The organism is Burkholderia sp. AU30280, assembly GCF_020420125.1.
Classification (GTDB): Bacteria; Pseudomonadota; Gammaproteobacteria; order Burkholderiales; family Burkholderiaceae; genus Burkholderia.
Window position 1 is genome coordinate 38,351 of record NZ_JAIZRY010000009.1, and the last position, 16,099, is coordinate 54,449.

13 protein-coding genes are annotated in these 16,099 nt (G+C 68.4%); 5 read left to right on the forward strand and 8 right to left on the reverse strand.

Going from position 1 to position 16,099, the window contains the following annotated elements; genetic code table 11:
- Window positions 1-55 precede the first annotated feature (55 nt).
- Both LGN17_RS21150 and LGN17_RS21155 read right to left on the reverse strand, forming a co-directional pair.
- The gene (locus LGN17_RS21150; protein ID WP_226198518.1) at window positions 56-3,628 is read right to left on the reverse strand and encodes an indolepyruvate ferredoxin oxidoreductase family protein; all 3,573 of its coding nucleotides are present in this window, start codon (window positions 3,626-3,628) and stop codon (window positions 56-58) included.
- Window positions 3,629-5,529: 1,901 nt separating this feature from the next.
- On the reverse strand, window positions 5,530-6,087 hold the full coding sequence (locus tag LGN17_RS21155) for a sugar O-acetyltransferase (protein ID WP_226198519.1): 558 nt from the start codon (window positions 6,085-6,087) through the stop codon (window positions 5,530-5,532).
- A 357-nt stretch (window positions 6,088-6,444) separates the two neighbouring features.
- Between LGN17_RS21155 and LGN17_RS21160 the strand changes: the two genes are divergently transcribed.
- Window positions 6,445-7,059 carry a glutathione S-transferase family protein gene (locus LGN17_RS21160; RefSeq protein WP_226198520.1) on the forward strand — a complete coding sequence of 205 codons (615 nt, stop codon included), beginning with the start codon at window positions 6,445-6,447 and terminating at the stop codon, window positions 7,057-7,059.
- Window positions 7,060-7,110: 51 nt separating this feature from the next.
- Here LGN17_RS21160 and LGN17_RS21165 read toward each other — a convergent pair whose 3' ends face one another.
- Together LGN17_RS21165 and LGN17_RS21170 are read right to left on the reverse strand one after the other, a co-directional pair.
- Window positions 7,111-8,073: an ion channel gene (locus LGN17_RS21165; protein WP_226198521.1), complete on the reverse strand. Its 963-nt coding sequence runs from the start codon at window positions 8,071-8,073 to the stop codon at window positions 7,111-7,113.
- 177 nt (window positions 8,074-8,250) lie between these two features.
- Window positions 8,251-9,270: a sulfate ABC transporter substrate-binding protein gene (locus tag LGN17_RS21170; RefSeq protein WP_226198522.1), complete on the reverse strand. Its 1,020-nt coding sequence runs from the start codon at window positions 9,268-9,270 to the stop codon at window positions 8,251-8,253.
- Between the two features lie 451 nt (window positions 9,271-9,721).
- Between LGN17_RS21170 and dapA the strand changes: the two genes are divergently transcribed.
- A complete protein-coding gene (dapA, locus tag LGN17_RS21175; RefSeq protein WP_226198523.1) occupies window positions 9,722-10,615 on the forward strand; it encodes a 4-hydroxy-tetrahydrodipicolinate synthase in 894 nt (297 codons plus the stop codon).
- 56 nt (window positions 10,616-10,671) lie between these two features.
- On the opposite strand, the gene LGN17_RS21180 is transcribed toward dapA, so the two are convergent.
- From LGN17_RS21180 to LGN17_RS21190, 3 genes are all read right to left on the reverse strand, one after another.
- The gene (locus LGN17_RS21180) at window positions 10,672-11,052 is read right to left on the reverse strand and encodes a type II toxin-antitoxin system VapC family toxin (RefSeq protein ID WP_226198524.1); all 381 of its coding nucleotides are present in this window, start codon (window positions 11,050-11,052) and stop codon (window positions 10,672-10,674) included.
- A complete protein-coding gene (locus LGN17_RS21185) occupies window positions 11,052-11,255 on the reverse strand; it encodes a hypothetical protein (protein ID WP_226198525.1) in 204 nt (67 codons plus the stop codon). Before LGN17_RS21185 ends, LGN17_RS21180 begins: the two co-directional genes overlap by 1 nt.
- Before the next feature lie 105 nt (window positions 11,256-11,360).
- Window positions 11,361-12,419: a LysR substrate-binding domain-containing protein gene (locus LGN17_RS21190; protein WP_413227041.1), complete on the reverse strand. Its 1,059-nt coding sequence runs from the start codon at window positions 12,417-12,419 to the stop codon at window positions 11,361-11,363.
- Between the two features lie 106 nt (window positions 12,420-12,525).
- Here LGN17_RS21190 and LGN17_RS21195 point away from each other — a divergent pair, with 106 nt between their 5' ends.
- Entirely contained in the window at window positions 12,526-13,797 is a 1,272-nt protein-coding gene (locus tag LGN17_RS21195) for an MFS transporter (protein ID WP_226198527.1), read from the forward strand.
- Between the two features lie 68 nt (window positions 13,798-13,865).
- Here LGN17_RS21195 and LGN17_RS21200 read toward each other — a convergent pair whose 3' ends face one another.
- Window positions 13,866-14,504: a glutathione S-transferase family protein gene (locus LGN17_RS21200; protein WP_226198528.1), complete on the reverse strand. Its 639-nt coding sequence runs from the start codon at window positions 14,502-14,504 to the stop codon at window positions 13,866-13,868.
- A gap of 112 nt (window positions 14,505-14,616) precedes the next feature.
- On the opposite strand from LGN17_RS21200, the gene LGN17_RS21205 reads away from it, so the two are divergent.
- Window positions 14,617-15,537, forward strand: coding sequence for a LysR substrate-binding domain-containing protein (locus tag LGN17_RS21205; protein WP_226198529.1), 921 nt, complete (start codon window positions 14,617-14,619; stop codon window positions 15,535-15,537).
- Between the two features lie 266 nt (window positions 15,538-15,803).
- Window positions 15,804-16,085 (forward strand): hypothetical protein, encoded by a 282-nt coding sequence (locus LGN17_RS36750; RefSeq protein ID WP_319000850.1) that lies wholly within the window; start codon window positions 15,804-15,806, stop codon window positions 16,083-16,085.
- Window positions 16,086-16,099 lie beyond the last annotated feature (14 nt).

Below are 16,099 nucleotides of genomic sequence, written 5' to 3' on the forward strand. Positions count from 1 at the left end.
CATCAAAAACGGCGACGCACACGCGTCGCCGTTTTCACTTCCGCCCGCGTTCGCGTCACTTCGCGACGACGACCGGAATCCCCTTCAGCATCCCCGCGCCCTTCATCTCGTCGAGCGCGTGCTGCACGGCCGCGCTCGTCGCCGCTTCGATGCCGAGCTGCAGTGCAAGCTCGCGCTCCGCGCGCTTCACGCCGGCCAGGTTGCGCACCTTCACGTGCCCGAAGCCGCGCACGCGGGCGTGCAGGTCGGCCAGTTGCGTGACCTGCGCCGCATTGCCGGCGGTCGTCGCGGCGAGCGCACGCGTGAGCGTCGTCTCGTAGTCGTCGGCGAGCGCACGCTCCATCTTGCGCTCGACGGTACGGCCGAACGGATCGAGCCACGTACCGCGCAGGCTGCGCACGCGCGCCAGCATGCCGAACACCGGCCACATCCACTGGCCGAACACGCGCTTCTTCGGCGCGCTGCCGTCGCGGCCGGCCTTCGCGACCGTCGGCGGCGCCAGGTTGAACTTCACGCGATAAGCCTGCCCCGGCACGCCTTCGAACTGCGCTTCAAGCGCGGTGCGGAATGCCTCGTCCGTGTAAAGCCGCGCGACCTCGTATTCGTCCTTCACCGCGAGCAGCCGGTAGAACGTCGTCGCGACCGCACGCGTCAGCGCATCGTCGCCCTTCGCGCGCGCCGCGTTCACGAGCGCACGGTAGCGTTCGACATAGCGTGCGCCGCCGTACGCATCGAGACGCGCCTCGCGATCGGCGATCAGTTCGGCAAGCGTTTCCGGTGCGGCGTGTGTGGCCACCGCGTGACGCGCGTTCCACAACGCATCGAGGCCCGCCGCGTCGCCGGCCGCCATCCGGCCGATCGAGAACGCGAGCTTGTTCATCGGCACCGCGACGTTGTTCAGCTCGATCGCGCGCATCATCGCGGCGAGCGACACCGGCACGAGGCCGAGCTGCCACGCGTAGCCGAGCATCAGGATGTTCGCGCCGATCGAGTCGCCGAGGAACTTCGCGGCGAGCGCCTGCGCGTCGCAGCTCGACAGGTAGCCGTCGCCGGCCGCGTGACGCATCTTCTCGAGCAGCGCATCCGCATGCAGGTTCGCGTCGGGGTTCTGCACGAACGACGCGTTCGGGATCCGGTGCGTGTTGACGACGATCCGCGAACGCTCGTGACGCACCGTCTGCAGCGCCTCGGCGCTCGCGCCGACCACCATGTCGCACGCGAGCAGCACGTCGGCCTGCTGCGTGTCGATACGCACCTGGTTCAGCCACCGGTCGCTCGATGCGATCCGCACGAACGACAGCACCGAGCCGCCCTTCTGCGCGAAGCCCATGAAGTCGAGCACCGACGCGCTCTTGCCTTCGAGGTGCGCGGCCATGCTGATCAGCGCGCCGACCGTCACGACGCCCGTGCCGCCGACGCCCGTCACGAGCATGTCGAACGGCGCCGCGTCGAGATGCGTGGCCGGCACCGGCAGCGCGTCGACGCGCGCGGCGAGCGCGGCTTCGTCGAACGCGGCGCCGGCGGCCTTCTTCAGCGCCGCGCCTTCGACCGTCACGAAGCTCGGGCAGAAGCCGTTCACGCACGAATAGTCCTTGTTGCACGACGACTGGTCGATGCGGCGCTTGCGGCCGAGCGGCGTCTCCAGCGGCTCGACCGACAGGCAGTTCGACTGCACGCCGCAATCGCCACAGCCTTCGCACACCGCGTCGTTGATGAACAGGCGCTTGTCCGGATCGGGGAATTCGCCCTTCTTGCGGCGGCGGCGCTTCTCGGCCGCGCAGGTCTGGTCGTAGATCAGCACGGTGACGCCCGGCGTCTCGCGCAGCTCGCGCTGCACCGCGTCGAGCTCGCTGCGGTGATGGAACGTCGTGCCCTTCGGGAACAGCCCGTGATGGCCGTCGTACTTCTCCGGTTCGTCGGACACGACGACGAAGCGCGACACGCCTTCCGCCTCGACCTGCCGCGCGATCTGCGGCACCGAGATGCTGCCGTCGACCGGCTGGCCGCCCGTCATCGCGACCGCGTCGTTGTAGAGGATCTTGTACGTGATGTTCGCTTTCGCGGCCACGGCCTGGCGGATCGCGAGGATGCCCGAGTGGAAGTAGGTGCCGTCGCCGAGGTTCTGGAACACGTGCTTCGTGTTGGTGAACATCGCGTGCGCGGCCCAGTCGACGCCCTCGCCGCCCATCTGGATCAGCCCGGTCGTGTCGCGCTCCATCCACGACGCCATGAAGTGGCAGCCGATGCCGGCCTGCGCGATCGAGCCTTCCGGCACCTTCGTCGACGTGTTGTGCGGGCAGCCCGAGCAGAAGTACGGCGTGCGCTTCACCGCGTCCGCCTCGTTCGACAGGATCTGCGGCGCGACGAGATCGACGACGCGCTCGCGGCGGTCGAGCGCCGGCTTGTGGCGCGCGAGCCAGTCGGCGAACACCGGCAGGATGCGCGACGGGCGCAGCTCACCAAGCTCGGACAGCAGGCAGGCGCCGGCGGCGTCATGCTTGCCGAGCACGCGCGGGCGCGCGCCTTCCGTGCGGTTGTACAGGTAGTCCTTGATCTGCTGCTCGATCACCGGGCCCTTCTCCTCGATGACGAGCACTTCCGACAAGCCTTCGACGAAGGTTTCGATGCGCGTCATCTCGAGCGGATACGACAGGCCGACCTTGTAGATCCGCACGCCGGCCGCGTCGAGGTCGGCCACCGTCAGGTCGAGGCGGCGCAGCGCCTCCATCAGGTCGAGGTGCGCCTTGCCGCAGGTCACGATGCCGACGTTTGCCCGCGCGCTCGGCGCGATCCACTTGTCGATGCTGTTGGTGCGCGCGAAATGACGCACCGCGTCGAGCTTCGCGGCGAGGCGCGCCTCGATCGTGAGGCTCGGCAGGTCGGGCCAGCGATTGTGCAGGCCGCCCGCCGGCGGCGTGTAGCCTTCCGGCGCCGGCCACTGCGTCTGCAATGCGTCGAGGTCGACGGTCGAGCCCGATTCGACCGTTTCGGAAATCGCCTTGAAACCGACCCACGCGCCCGAGTAGCGCGACAGCGCCCAGCCGTACAGGCCGAATTCGAGCATGTCGGCGATGTTCGCCGGGTTCACGACCGGCATGTGCCACGCGATCATCGCGAAGTCGCTCTGGTGCGGCATCGACGACGACACGCAGCCGTGGTCGTCGCCCGCGACGACCAGCACGCCGCCATGCGGCGACGAACCGTACGCGTTGCCGTGCTTCAGCGCGTCGCCCGCGCGATCGACGCCCGGGCCCTTGCCGTACCACATCGCATACACGCCCTCGACCGTGCGCTCGGGATCGGCCTCGACCCGCTGCGTGCCGAGCACGGCCGTGCCGCCGAGTTCCTCGTTGATCGCGGGCAGGAAGCGCACGCCGCCGGCGTCGAGCAGTTTCTTCGCCTTCCACAGCTGCTGGTCGACCATGCCGAGCGGCGAACCGCGATAGCCGCTGACGAAGCCGGCCGTGTTGAGCCCCTGTTCGGTGTCGACCGTGCGCTGCATCAGCAGCAGGCGGACCAGCGCCTGCGTGCCGGTCAGGAAGATCCGGCCGCGCGTCGCGGTCAGGTTGTCGGTCAGGCGGTAGTCGGACAGGGCAGGCGTGCCGTCGATGGGCAAGCGGGCGGTCATGGGGGATGTCTCCGGATCGTGTTGTTCTGGGCTGCTCGGTGGGGCGTCGGACGACGCGTGACCGGCGGCAGCGAATGGCTCTATTTTTTCGCGCGCAGCCGAGAATGTTTTTTCTCATCTTGCTCGGGCGGGCCCTCAGTGAGAAAAACTGCGCAGCTTTTTGCCAGGATTTGAGAGAGTTTTCGCGCACGGCGGCCGGGCGGGATGGGCGACGTGTCGGGACCGGTGGGTCGTCTGCCGGGGAAACACGTGGCTGCCCGACGGTGGCCCGGGCAGGTGGCGGATGGCGCTCGCGCTCCGTGTGACAAGGGTTTCAGCGGCTCGATGCGGTGAGCCTCACCGATGAAATGCACAGCATTGCGATTGGTCGGTGGGGCGGGATGTCCACAATGCCGCGCCCCTCGGCCGACGGGGCTCGCGCGCTCACCGTTCGATTGCACAGCGTTTCGAGTGGCGTGGAAGCCGGGATGTCCACACCGTTGACGGCATGCGTCCCGCGCTTGCCTCGACGCTCACCGTTGAAATGCACAGCGCGGCGAGTGGGTTTGAACCGTGGATATCCACATCGATGGGGAGGTATTGCATCGATCCACGGCTCGCCTTCGGTGCTCGAATACTCAGGGCCGCAAGCGGGTTTGTCGGCCGGAAAGGCGTGCCGGAACACGCATGCCGGGCAATCGCCGGATCGCATTCACCGTTGAAACACGCGAGGTTGATCGTCCGGACAGGCGCGCGGTTACTCGCGTGCGCCACGATCGCGGGCCCGCACTCACCGCGGAAATACGCCGGGACGCGAGTGGTTTAGGGGCCGGGCATACACACCCGAACGCGCATGCGGCACAATCGCGGGCTCACGCTCACCATTGAAATACACAGGGCTTCGAGTGTCTGCAACGGCGGTTATCCACGCCCGTTCCGGCATTGCCGTGCGGCCACGCGGGCACCCTCACCGTCGAAAACCACAGCCCTTCGAGTGCTTCCGCGCGCAGGATATCCACATGGACGAGCATCCGCCGAGGCGATGACGGATGCGCGCCGCGGCAGGTGCGGCAGGCCGGCGATTCATGCTGCACGCGGCTCATCGGCCGATCGGGCACGGACACTCACCGTCGAAATGCACAGTGTCGCGAGTCGTTTCCGCGGCCGGATATCCACACGGGGGCCCGTGTGCTCCTCGTTCGCATGCTCGCGCACGAGCCCGAGATACACGATGCGCCAGACGCCGCCGGCGGCCGAATGATCGTATCTTGGTGCGCTGAGCGCCGATCTCGTGTTCACGCTCGCCCTTGCATCGCGCAGCGCTTCGAATCGCTTGCGAACGCGGCGATGCGCAACGAAATCCGCGGATTGCAGACCACGCACCCGTGCTCGCCGTTAAAATGCACGGCCTTTCGAGCGACAGCCGGAACCGGATCTCCCCGTCGCGGCACCCGCGCGGTTGCGCCGCGCACGCGCGCGTTCGGCTAGAATGCGCGACGCTTCGAACCACGGCAACGATCGGAAAACCTCGCCAGGACAGGCGTATCGCCCGATCGGGCGCCGACCCTCACCGCTGAATTTCACAGCATTTCGCGTCGTTTCGCGGGCGAGTTGTCCACACCCTGCTTCACGCATACCGCATCATCCGGTGACCCTCACCTGTGAAATGCACAGGGCGCCGAGTCGTTTCGGCGTGAGGATATCCACAACCGACCGCGCGGCGCGACCTTCGTCGGACCATCGCCAGGTGCGGCTCACGCATCTGCCGGCGGCTATCGGGCAGTCACCGGAAAGCCCCGCCCGGACGGCCTCGGCGGCACCCTCACCGATCAAATGCACAGCATTTCGAGTCGCCTCGATGGCGGGTTATCCACATCCGTCCCGCCCGGCTGCATCGAGCGGGCACGCACCCGCGGGTCGCGTTACGGGGCAATCGACCGGATGACCGATGCCGGATTACCCCCGACCAGCACATTCGGCGGGACATCGCGCGTGACGACGGCCCCGGCCGCGACCACCGAGTTCTCGCCCACCGTCACACCGCCGACGATCGTCGCGCCGGCGCCGATCCACACGTTCCGTTCGATCACGATCGGCTTCGCGACGACGAAGTCGCGCCGCCGCGAAGGTTCGACGGGATGGCCCGACGTGATGAGGCTGACGTTCGGCCCGATCATCGCGTCGTCGCCGATTTCGAGCCCGCCGAGATCGTAGAACGTGCAGTTCTGGTTGATGAACACGTTGCGCCCGAGCTTCATGCCGGTGCCGCCCGTCGCATGGAACGGCGGGATCAATACGAAGGCGTCGTCCACCTGCGTGCCGATCAGTTCTCCGAACAATGCGCGAACCTCGGCGGCATCGTCGAACGTCAGGCGATTGATCCGCGCGGCGATCGACATCGCCCGCTTGACCTCGGCCACCATCGCCGCAGATTCCGGCGTTCTTCTCGGAATGATCGTGGTGCGATCGTCGTTTGCCATGCGTGAGTTGTCTCCCATGATTTCCCTGTTTCGTGATGCATCGGCGATTGCGGAAGGATGCCAGTGCTGCCGTGTGTGCAGGCGCCGCGGACTCCGTGATGCCGTGCGCGGCATGCCGGTTCACGACGGGATTTCGATGCTTTTTATAACTAGTATTGATATGACTAGTCATTAGCCTACAACCTTGTTCCATAAGACTTTTCCGGCTTTGTGCCTGATTCACGCACGGCACACGACGTATCCGGCCATCATATGCAGATAGCCGCCCCTAGCCGGGCGCCCCTGTCCGATCCTGCGGCGCTCGGGTACGCTTGAGCATCCACCGGACCGACGGCTGCACCCAAACGCGGAGGCACGATGAAGCTCTACTACTGGCCGAAGACCCGGGCATTCCGGGCGTTGTGGATGCTCGAGGAGCTCGGCGTGGTGTACGAACTCGTGCCGATCGACTTGCGCTCGCACGAACAGGGCAGCGACGCGTTCGTGCAGGTCAACCCGATGGCCAAGCTACCCGCGCTCGACGACGGCAGCGTGCCGTTCGCCGAATCGGGCGCCGTGCTGCTCTATCTTGCCGACCGCTGCCCGGGCGCCGGGCTCGGCGTCGCGCCCGACCATCCGCTGCGTGGCCGCTTCCTCCAATGGATGTTCTTCACGCCGACCTGCCTCGAACCGGCGATGGCCGAAAAATTCACCGGCGCGTCGGGCAATCCGGTCGCGTTCGGCTGGGGCAACATCACACGCGTGCAGCGCGCCCTTGCGCAAGCGCTCGCCCACAGCCCATGGCTCGTCGGCGATCGCTTCACCGCGGCCGACCTGCTGCTCGCCAGCACGCTGAAGATCGCGCTCGACGCGCATCTGCTGCCGCACGAAGGCGTGCTCGGCGACTACGTCGCCCGCGCCGAGGATCGCGACGCCTTCCGCCGCGCGGTCGCGATCGAACAGCGCGAAGCGGCGCGCCTGCTGCATGCGTGACGTGTAGACGCGTAGCACGTGGGCGGCGCGACCCGCCGCCCGCGAGCGCACCTACGCGGCCGGGCCCGGCGTCGCGGCGCCGGCAGCGACCACCACACCCGGCGAGCCGCGCTCGTCGGTATCGGCGTCGACCGGCACCACGTCGTGAAAATGCGTGTAGTCGATGTGCGTGACGCCGCCTTCGTCGTGCATCAGGTCGACATAGCGGTGACGCCAGCGGATCTCGCCATGCACCCACGAGTGACGCGCCTGCATCACCTGCGCGGTCGTCTCGTCCGAGCCTTCGATCGTGATCAGCAACGACGCGTCGCGCGCGGCAAGCGATTCGGGCGTCTCGCCGAACAGCGCGCTCGATTCGTCGATCACGTGCATCAGGTTCCAGCCGAGCAGGAAAATCGGATGCTCGCTGCGCACGAGCGGCAGGTCGTGGATCTTGCGCAGCGTGTAGCCCTCGTGCGTCCCTTCGACGCGCATCAGCCGCAGCTTCGCCTGCGCCTCGGCAATCACGTTCTGGCGCGCATTCGCGGCGCGCACCATCAGCGTCATCCGGCCGTTCAACGGCCGGACGATCGCGTAGCGCGCGAACAGGATCTTCGCCTGCGGCCGCGAAAACCGCGCGAATACGAGCCCGGTGGCCAGCGCGATGCCCGACATCCCGATGAAGATCTCGAACGTCGCGACCAGGTGCGCATAGACGGTCTGCGGATGCATGTCGCCATAGCCGACGGTCGCGAGCGTCTCGACGCTGAAGAAGAACGCGCCGCCGAATCCTGCGGGCGACTGGTTCGCGATCGACGCATGGCCAAGCAGGTAGAGGGTCGCAAAAGCGCCGTTGAGCAGCAGGAACAGCACGGCGAGCGACAGGAAGAACACGGGCCAGCTCACCGTCAGCGCGCGATGATAGAGATCGCGCCAGCCGAGCGGCGGCATTCCGTACGCGATGACCGGGCGCGTGCCCGACCAGATCTTGCGGCCACGGCCGCGGGAGGATGGGGAGGACGAATCGACGTTCATCGCGCGGCGCCGGAAGCAGGGAGGCGATGAGCGTAGCACGCGCGGCGACCGCCGGGTATGCGTGCCGGTTCGGAACGGGAATCCGCCGCGCCGCCGGCCGCGCGGCGCAAAAAAACGGCCGCGGAAGCGGCCGGCTGCGTCGTCAGCGCGTGGGCAAGCGCGCGATGCGCGCGGCGCTCACTTGCGGTCGACGATCACCTGGTCGAACGTGCCGCCGTCCGCGAAATGCGTCTTCTGCGCGTTCGCCCAACTGCCGAAAACCTGCTCGACGCTGAACGTCTTCAGCGGCTTGAATTCGGCCGCATGCTTCTTCAGCACGTTCGCGTCGCGCGGGCGCAGATGGTGCTGCGCGATGATCTCCTGCGCTTGTGGCGTGTACAGGTAGTCGAGATACGCCTGCGCGACCTTGCGCGTGCCCTTCTTGTCGACGACCTTGTCGACCACGGCGACGGGCGGCTCCGCGAGGATGCTGGCCGACGGATACACCGCGTCGAACTGCGCGCCCGATGCGCCGGTGTCCATCAGCGCGACTTCGTTCTCGAACGTGACCAGCACGTCGCCGATGCCGCGCTGCGTGAACGTCGTCGTCGCGCCGCGACCGCCGGAGTCGAGCACCGGCACGTTGCGGAAAATCGCCTTCTCGAAGTCGATCGCCTGCTGATCGGTCGCGCCCTTCTGCTTCTGGAAGCCCCACGCGGCGAGATACGCATAGCGGCCGTTGCCTGAAGTCTTCGGGTTCGCGATGATCACCTGGACACCCGGCTTCGCGAGATCGCTCCAGTCCTTGATCGCCTTCGGGTTGCCCTTGCGGACCAGGAACACCATCGTGGTCGAGTACGGCGAACTGTTGTCCGGGAAGCGCGCGCGCCAGTCCTTCGGCAGCAACTGGCCACGCTCGGCGAGCAGGTCGATGTCGTTCGGCTGGTTCATCGTCACGACATCGGCCTGCAGCCCTTGCAGCACCGACAGCGCCTGCGCGCTCGACGCGCCGTGCGACTGCTTGATCGCGATCGTCTCGCCGGTTTTCTGCTTGTAGGCCGCGGCAAAACCCGCGTTGATGTCCTTGTACAGTTCGCGCGTCACGTCGTACGACACGTTCAGGATCGACGTATCCGCGTGCGCGGCCGTTGCCGCCACGACCAGCGCCGCCGCCGCGCCCGTGTGCAGCCAGCGGCCGATCCCCTTCATGCTTGCCATCGTGATATGCCCCGTTTCCAGTGTGGGTGAATGTGCATGACGGCACGCATACGCGCTGTCATCGAAACGTAAGCGGGCATTCTAGCGGCCGGGCGCGGCGCGCTTTCCAATCAGTCGTGGAAAGCAAATCTCGAATCCTGCTAAACGGCGGCGCGCACTCGCGCACGGATCGGGTCCGGTGTTAAGATCGCCGCTCAGCCCAATCACGGTTTCTCCATGTCCGCTCCCCTGCGCTCGCTTCCGATCCTCGCCGCCGTCGCGGCAGGTGCGCGCGCGGCCGGGCTGAAACTGAAAAAACGACTCCTCGACTGACGGGGATGTCGCGTCCCGTCAGGCGAATGCCGGACGGGATGCCCGCAGGTCGTTTCTTTCTCCTTGCTCGCACGCCTCGCTCCGGCTCTCCGCCGGCGGAACGGTTCTTTCCCACTCCGTTTCCACCATGAGGCTTTGCATGAACACACGTTTCGAAGGTATCTGGCTGCCGATCATCACGCCGTTCCACGACGGCGAAGTCGACCATGCCGCGCTCGCGCGGCTCGCGCGCCACTATGCGGCCGCGGGCATCGCGGGCTTCGTCGCGGGCGCGACGACCGGTGAAGGCGTGCTGCTCGACGCGCGCGAACAGGACGCGGTGTTCGCGACGCTGCGCGACGCGGCGCCCGGGCTGCCGATCGTCGTCGGGCTGACCGCGAGCGCGACGCATGTCGCGGCCGCCCGCGCGCGCGAACTCGCGGCATTGCGGCCCGACGGGCTGCTCGTCACGCCGCCCGTCTATGTGCGGCCGACGCAGGACGGCATCCGCCGCCACGTCGAGGCGATCGTCGACGCGGCCGACCTGCCGGTGCTCGTCTACAACATCCCGTACCGCACCGGCGTGAACGTCGAACTGGACACGCTGCAGGCGCTGGCCCGCGACCCGCGCGTCGCGGGCATCAAGGAATGCGGCGGCACGCTCGACCGGATGAGCCGGCTCGTGCACGACACGCCGCTCGCGATCCTGTCCGGCGACGACAACCAGAACTTCGCGGCGATGTGCGCCGGCGCGCACGGCGCGATCGCGAGCAGCGCGCACGTGCTGCCCGAATGGCATGTGCGCATCCATGCGCTGCTGCGCGACAGCCGGCTCGCCGATGCGCGGCGCGTGTCGGTTGCGCTGCAGCCGCTCGTCGCGGCGCTGTTCGCGGAGCCGAACCCGGCGCCAGTGAAGGCCCTGCTGGCCGCGCAAGGGTGGTGCGAGGACGGGTTGCGGCTGCCGTTCGTGCCGGCGAGCGAAGGGTTGCGGGCGCGACTGGCGGCGATCCGTGCGGCACTGAGCGAGGTCGAGCCGGACATCGCCGCGATATAAATCCCGACGTCACATGTCACGGGGGCAACCGACGGATAGCGCGCCGAGAGATTGCTTCAAACTGTCAGAACAGGTGGTCGGCCATACCGCACAAGAAGGGTATCGGCCGTCATGAGCTGAAGCGGCTCGAGCCGGGCCTGTGCAACCAGCAAGCGATCGAATGGATCACGATGGTGATGCGGCAAATCATGGACCGCGGCCCCATGCACGGCCCGCACCGGTAGTTCACGAATCCCGCTTGAACCGATCGAGCCGATCAGCTTGCCGACGTCGATATCGAGCTTCCCCAGGCCGACCTTGATCGCCGCCTCCCAGATACTCGCGCTGCTGACGAAACGTTCGTCGGCGGCCGAGATCAACCTGCGCGCCCGCGCGCTGAGCCTGGGGTCGTTGGTCACGATCCACAAAAAGATGTGCGTATCGAGCAACAGCCGCATCAGCGCCCTTCGAAAGCATCCAGCAGGTAATCGGGCAGCGGGGCGTCAAAATCGTCCGCGATCCAAGCCTGCCCTTGCAGCACGCCGAACCGAACGGGCGGATCGGCTGAAGCCCTGTCACTGCGAATCGCGGCATCTGTCCTTTGGGGCGGATCGACCTCACTACCGCCGGGTGTATGGGCGTTTTGCACGATGACCTCCATTTCAAGTGATCACCACTGTAGTCAGGTTCACCCGATCGATCCATTCGACCGATCGGCAGAGGGATTGCCGAACCGCCCCCCGCACGGCGGCGATCGAACGTTTCGTCACGCCGCCAGCGCCGCCCCCTCCGTCGCATCCCGCACCGCCTGCGTCACGATCCGCGCAAGCCGATCGACGGTCGGCGTCGCCGACGACGTGCGTCGCAGCAAGATCAGCGGCAGGCTCGGCAGTGCCGGCAGCCCGCACGAAGCCGCGTCGAGCACGCGCACCGACGCGGGCAGCCCGTAGTGCGAGCGCACCGTCAGCCCGAGGCCGGCCGCCGCCGCGGCCCATAGCCCGGCAAGACTCGGTGTCGTGAACGCGACGCGCCACGGCACGCCCGCGCGGTCGAGCGCATCGGTCGCCGCACCGAAGAACCGGCATGGCCGGTCGAACACGACGAGCGGCAGCGGCTCGCCCGGCGCGGCCACCGCGCCGATGCCCGTTGCGCCGCGCGGCACTTCCGTGTCGTCGGCCTCCGTGCCGCCCCCGCCCAGCGTGCCGAAACCGCCCGCGCCCGGGCTCGCCGCCCCGACCCACTGCATCGGCACCTGCGCGATCGCTTCGCCGTCGATTCCCGCGCGCGCCACCAGCGCCGCCGACGCCGGATCGCCCCACACCAGCGCGAGATCGAGCTGGTTCGCGTCGAGCCGGTCGAGCAGATCGGCATTGCGCGCCACGCGCGCCTCGATCCGCACCTTCGGATGCGCGCGCGCGAACCGCCCGAGCACGTCGGGCAGGATCGCCTCGCCGAAATCCTCCTGCAGCCCGACACGCACCCAGCCGTCGAGATTCATGCCGCGCACGGCCGCGGCCGCCTCGTCGTTCAGCTCGATCATCCGCCGCGCATAGCGCAGCATCGCTTCGCCGGCATCGGTCAGCGCGAGCCCGCGCCCGGCCTTCATGAACAGCGGCGTGCCGGCCTGCTCCTCGAGCTTGCGGATCTGCGCGCTCACCGCCGACGACGAGCGCGCGACGCGGTCGGCCGCCTTCGCGAAACTGCCGAGATCCACGCCCGCGACGAGGCTGCGCAGCGCCGCCACGTCGAAGTTGGGCCGGGCCTGCGCGGCATCGGCCATTGCAAGCGGCTCGCCGTCGCCACGGGGAATATCGTGTTCGGACACGTCAATCATCCTGTTTTATCGAACGATTCATCAAAAACTTTCCGATTTTCAGGATGAATGTAGGCGGCCAGACTGTCGATGTCAATTTCCAACCGGGCCTGCCGCCATGGATACCACCTGCATCGATTCCCCCACCTCGCCCGCCCGCGACGCGTGCGGCCCGGCCCATCGCTGGCGCGTGCTCGCGGCCGGCGTCGCCGCGAACATGAGCTTTTCGGCCGCCGCGGCCGGCATTCCGACCACGGCCGTGTGGATGCGTGCGGCCTATCATCTCGACAACGGCGCGCTCGGCCTCGTGCTCGGCGCGCTCGGCTTCGGCGTCGCGTTGTCCGAGCTGCCGTGGGGCATGGCCGCCGACCGCTTCGGCGATCGCCGCGTGCTGCTGACCGGGCTCGTCGCGACGGCCGCGATGCTCGCGCTGATGGTGTGCACGATCGTCCCGACCGCGCACGCGGTGCCGCCGCTGATGCGCGTCGTCGCGGCGATGAGCTGTGTCGGCCTGCTTGGCGGCAGCGTGAACGGGTCAAGCGGGCGCGCGGTGATGCGCTGGTTCGGCGAGCGCGAACGCGGGCTCGCGATGAGCATCCGCCAGACGGCCGTGCCGCTCGGCGGCGGCGGCGGCGCGGCGCTGCTGCCGTCGCTCGCGTCGCATCTGGGCTTTGCCGCAGTGTTCGGTGCGCTGATGCTGTTGTGCGCGGGATCGGCCGCGCTGACCTGGCGCTGGCTGCACGAGCCGCCCGCCGCGCCGGCCCCCGAGCACGGCATCGTGCATCGCTCCGTCGAGCAGCAGCAACCCGCCCGGCATGCGCGCGGCCCGCTCGCGAGCGGCCGCGTATGGCGCATCGTGCTCGGCATGGGCCTGCTGTGCGCGCCGCAGTTCGCGGTGCTCACGTTCGCGACGGTGTTCCTGCACGACTTCGGCCGGCTCGGCCTCGCCGGCATCAGCGCGGCGATGGTCGCGCTGCAGCTCGGCGCGATGGTGATGCGCGTCTGGAGCGGCCGTCATACCGACCGGCACGGCAACCGGCGCGCGTACCTGCGCGGTTCGGTGCTCGTCGCGGCCGGGTCGTTCGCGCTGCTTGCAGCCGCGACGGCAGGCAGCCCGCACGTGCCGCTCGCGGCGATCGTCGCGATTCTCGTGTTCGCGGGCGTCTGCGTATCGGCGTGGCACGGCGTCGCGTACACGGAGCTCGCGACGCTCGCGGGCGCGAACCACGCGGGCACCGCGCTCGGGATGGCGAACACGATCGTCTACCTCGGGCTGTTCGCGACGCCGCTCGCGATTCCGCCGCTGCTCGCCGTCAGTTCGTGGAGCGTGGTCTGGCTCGCGACTGCGCTGATCGCGGGCGCGACCTATCCGTTGTTCGCCGTGCGATAGCGGCCACGCGTCGCGCGCGGGCGTCGTCCGCGGGCGTCGTTGTCTGCGCCGCGACGCCCGCGCATCCGTCAGCCCGCCTCGCGCGCCAGCGCACGCTGCGCAGCCGGTCGTTCGGCCTCGCGCTGAGCATGGGCCGTCCACGCAGGATGCCGCGTCATGTCGAGTCCGATCGCGACGCCCCAGCGATAGAGCACGAACAGGAACGGATCGACGATCGAATGCGCGCCCGGCTCGGCCCACGGGCGGCCGTCGGCGAGCGCGGCTTCGATCGCCTCGTTCGCTGCATCGATCGTGCCGCGCCCGTGCGTGCTGACCGCACCGTGCAGGGCCGGATCGTCGATGAAGCGGCCCGGCCGCCACAGCGCGCCGTAGCCGACGCCATGCACCCAGCCGACCAGCCAGGCGAGCCATTCGTGGCACCGCGCCTCGCGCAACGGATCGTCGAGCGGCAGCAATCGCGCATCCGGATAACGGCGCGCGAGATACGTGAGGATCGCCGGCGTTTCGGTGAGCACGCGCGGCTCGCCCGGAATCGCGAGCACCGGCACGCGCGCCTTCGCGTTGATCGCGAGATAGCGCGCTTCGAGGTTCTGCCGCTTCTGCACGGAGACGATCTCGACCTCGAACGGCGCGCCGGTTTCCTCCAGCGCGATGTGGGCGGCAAGCGAGCAGGCGCCCGGCGAAAGATAGAGACGATAGGCGTTCATGGTGGTGTGGCCCGACGGGGCTGTGGAAGACGGAACCGAGTGTAGGAACGCGTGCCTGCCCGCCGCAAACGATGAATTGTCGTGCCTGGACATTAGTGTTACTAATACCCGAATGCGACGCATCCACCTTCCTCCGCTGCAGACGCTGCGTGCGTTCGAGACCGCCGTGCGGCTGCAGAGCTTCACGCGTGCGGCCGACGCACTCGCACTCACGCAAGGCGCCGTCAGCCAGCACATCCGCGCGCTCGAGGCGCAGCTCGGCTATCCGCTCTTCACGCGCGAGCGCAACGGCGCGACGCCGACGCACGCCGCGCACGCGCTCGCGCTGCAGGTGCGCCAGGGCCTCAGCGTGCTCGAACGCGCATTCGAGCCGGCACTCGCCGTGCGCAGCCGCCCGCGCACGTGCGACGTCACGCTGAACGTCAGCGTGCTGCCGAGCGTCGCCGAGCGCTGGCTCGCACCGCGCCTGCCGCGCTTCACGGCCGCGCATCCCCACATCGCGATCGCGCTGCACCCGGACGTCGCGCTCGCGCCGCTGCGCAAGCGCGACCGCATCGACGTCGCGCTGCGCTACGGGCCCGGCACGTGGCCGGGCGTCGTCGCCGAGAAGCTGATGAACGAGACGATCTTTCCGGTCGCGAGCCCCGCGTACCGCAATCGCGACGGCGTCGCACCGCGTGCGCCGGCCGATCTCGTGCGCGCGACGCTGCTGCGCCATCCCGCGCAGCCGTGGGAACCGTGGTTCCAGGCCGCGCGGCTCGACCTCACCGAATCCGCACGCGCGCCGCGCTTTACCGATGCGAATGCGCTGATCGACGCGACGCTGAAGGGGCGCGGCGTTGCACTCGCGCGCCGCTCGCTGATCGAGCGAGAACTCGCGGACGGCACGCTCGTGCGCGTATCGACGGTGCGCGTGACCGACGTGTACGCGCACTACGTCGTGTGGCGCCCGGGCCATCCGCACGAAGCGGCGATCCGCACCTGGCTCGACTGGCTGCGCAGCGAGGTCCGGCGACGCACGCCGCGCCGCTGAAGCAACGCGATCGGCTGCACGCGTTCGTCATGAACGGCCACGCGGCCATCGACGCGCTCGTGCATCGCGTCGCGTGCCCGGGTAAAAGTGCCCGGCCCGCATCACCCACCGGGAAATATTGCATCCCCTCGATCGCACGAAAGCACTTGGTCAGGATATCGAAAGCATTTCGCGATCATGCTCCGGTCGCAAACGATTCACCGAAACGTCGCATCGCGTCGGCATACTCGAAAACGTTTCCCGATCAGCCAGCCAGGAGAGAAGTCATGCGTCGCGTTTCCGTCGCCGTTCTTTGTGCCGCCGCTTTCGTCGCCGCCTGCAGTGACGACGCGCCGCACGACGCACACGCGACCGACGCTTCGCAGCAGGCCGGCGCATCGGCCGGCTCCGCGAGCGCATTCAACAACGATGCAGTCGCCAGCACCGCCGCGTCCGATGCCGCGCCGCTCGCGCCGCCCGTCGTGCACTACCCGCCCGATGACGACGACGATGCGAAGCCCACGGCAAATGCGGCCGCGTCGAGTGCGGCAGCGTCGTCACCCGGCTGATCCCGCCGCTTCCG